The 2371-nt window shown below is 70.5% G+C and carries 2 protein-coding genes; both read right to left on the reverse strand.

Annotation, left to right across the window (positions count from 1 at the left end; all coding sequences use genetic code 11):
- Nucleotides 1-233: 233 nt before the first annotated feature.
- On the reverse strand, nucleotides 234-851 hold the full coding sequence (locus tag HMPREF3105_RS05780; protein ID WP_036316880.1) for a mycothiol-dependent nitroreductase Rv2466c family protein: 618 nt from the start codon (nucleotides 849-851) through the stop codon (nucleotides 234-236).
- Between the two features lie 62 nt (nucleotides 852-913).
- Nucleotides 914-2212 carry an ATP-dependent Clp protease ATP-binding subunit ClpX gene (gene clpX, locus HMPREF3105_RS05785; protein ID WP_036316877.1) on the reverse strand — a complete coding sequence of 433 codons (1299 nt, stop codon included), beginning with the start codon at nucleotides 2210-2212 and terminating at the stop codon, nucleotides 914-916.
- Nucleotides 2213-2371 lie beyond the last annotated feature (159 nt).

Here is a 2371-nt window from a genome sequence, read left to right on the forward strand (position 1 = left end):
CAGGCGCTCTTCCTCGGCGTGTGGCCCGGCAATGCGTGGATGGCCTGGCGGTGGCGACGCCGGCCCTGGCCGGCGCAACTGGTCTCCCTCGGGCGGCTGCCCCTGCAGGTCCCCCTGATCCGCGCGGCCGGCAGAGTGGCGCGCAGCTGACCCCCGCCGCCCCGCACCCCGACGACGCCGGCCCCACACCTTCGCGCTGAAGGTGTGGGGCCGGTCTCGTGCGAGCCGGGGGCTCAGTCGAACTGCGGATCCGTGGTGCGGGCCCGCTTGATCTCGTAGAAGTACGGGAAGTCGGCCAGGGCGACGGCGCCGTCGAAGATGCGGCCCGCCTCCTCGCCGCGCGGGATGCGGGTCATCACGGGACCGAAGAAGGCCGTGCCGTTGAACGCCACGACGGGCGTGCCGACGTCGTTGCCCACGAGGTCCTCCGCCTCCTTCTGGCTGGCGCGCAGCTGCTCGTCGGCCACGTCGGTGCGGGCGGCGTCCAGGATGTCCGCGTCGTGGCCCAGCTCCTCGAGGGCCTCGGCCACCACGGCCTCGTAGTCCGTGCGGCCCTGCTCGTGGATGCGGGTGCCGACCGCGGTGTACCACGGGCCGAGCGCCTCGGCACCGTGCCGCTCGCGCACCTGCACGGCGGCGCGGGCCGGCAGCCAGGCCTTCTCGAGGCGGGCCAGGTAGTCGGGGTCCAGGTCGCGGCCCTCGTTCAGGACGGCGAGCGACATGATCTTGAAGACCACCCGCACGTCGCGCACCTTCTGGACCTCCAGGATCCACCGGGAGGTGATCCAGGCGAACGGGCACGTGGCGTCGAAGTAGAAGTCGACGGTGGGCTGCTGCGTGGTGTCGGTCATGCTGTGCTCCTTGCGGTCAGGGAGCCGTCTCGGCTCCGGTCGGTCCTGCTGGGCGACGGCGGTCAGGCGCTCCGGCCGCGTCGACGTCGTTCCACCTCGGCCGGGATGAGCGTGGGCTCGGCCTCGCCGCGCACCACGTCCCCGGAGATGACGACCGTGCCCACATCCGAACGGGAGGGCAGCTCGAACATCACGGGCTTGAGGACGTTCTCCATGATGGAGCGCAGGCCGCGGGCGCCGGTGCCGCGGGCCTCGGCCTGGGCGACGACGGCGTCCAGGGCGTCCTGCTCGAACTCGAGCTCCACGCCGTCCATGAGGAACATCTTCTGGTACTGCTTGAGCAGGGCGTTCCTCGGTTCGGTCAGCACCCGCACGAGCTGTTCGTGCGTGAGGTCCTCGACAGTGGTGATCACGGGCAGGCGGCCGATGAACTCGGGGATGAGGCCGAACTTCAGCAGGTCCTCCGGCCGCACGTCCGCGTAGGTGACGTCCCCCGCGCCCAGGTGGTTCAGGGGCGCGCCGAACCCGATGCCCTTGCGTCCGGCACGGGAACCGATGATCTCGTCCAGGCCCGCGAACGCGCCCGCCACGATGAACAGCACGTTGGACGTGTCGATCTGCAGGAACTCCTGGTGGGGGTGCTTGCGCCCGCCCTGCGGCGGCACCGACGCCACCGTGCCCTCGAGGATCTTCAGCAGGGCCTGCTGCACCCCCTCGCCGGAGACGTCCCGGGTGATGGAGGGGTTCTCGGACTTCCGCGAGATCTTGTCGATCTCGTCGATGTAGATGATGCCCTGCTCGGCCTTCTTCACGTCGTAGTCCGCGGCCTGGATGAGCTTGAGGAGGATGTTCTCCACGTCCTCGCCCACATAGCCGGCCTCGGTGAGGCTGGTGGCGTCCGCGACCGCGAACGGGACGTTGAGCCGCCGGGCGAGGGTCTGCGCGAGATACGTCTTGCCGGAGCCGGTGGGGCCGACCATGAGGATGTTCGACTTGCCGACCTCGACGTCCGCGAGGTCGTCCCGCTCGGTGAGGCGGTCGGCCAGGTCACCGCCCCGCGCCTGCGGCCCACGCACGCGCTTGTAGTGGTTGTACACGGCGACGGCGAGGGAACGCTTGGCCGCCTCCTGACCGATCACGAAGCTCTCGAGGTGGTCGAAGATCTCCTGCGGGGTGGGCAGGACGGTCTCGTCCGCCTCCGCCGCCTCGCCGAGCTCCTCCTCGATGATCTCGTTGCACAGCTCGATGCACTCGTCGCAGATGTAGACACCCGGGCCGGCGATGAGCTTGCGCACCTGCTTCTGGCTCTTCCCGCAGAACGAGCATTTCAGCAGGTCAGCGCTCTCTCCGATACGCGCCATGGTGGTACTCCTCGAAGGCCGGGCGGAGACGTCCGCCCCGCGCGGGCGTCGTCGCTGTCAGATTCCGTCCAGCATACGGCCGTGGACGGACACGTTAAGGGACCGGGTCCCCGGTCGGCGCCGAGGGGCCCGGCCGCGCGGCCGGACCCCTCGGCGGGC

Source organism: Micrococcus sp. HMSC31B01 (assembly GCF_001816085.1).
Taxonomy (GTDB): Bacteria; Actinomycetota; Actinomycetes; order Actinomycetales; family Micrococcaceae; genus Micrococcus; species Micrococcus luteus.

Bases quoted from the DNA above. Each gene is read 5' to 3' on its own strand.
- HMPREF3105_RS05780 (WP_036316880.1), bottom strand. From the start codon at position 851: ATGACCGACACCACGCAGCAGCCCACCGTCGACTTCTACTTCGACGCC.
- clpX (WP_036316877.1), bottom strand. From the start codon at position 2,212: ATGGCGCGTATCGGAGAGAGCGCTGACCTGCTGAAATGCTCGTTCTGC.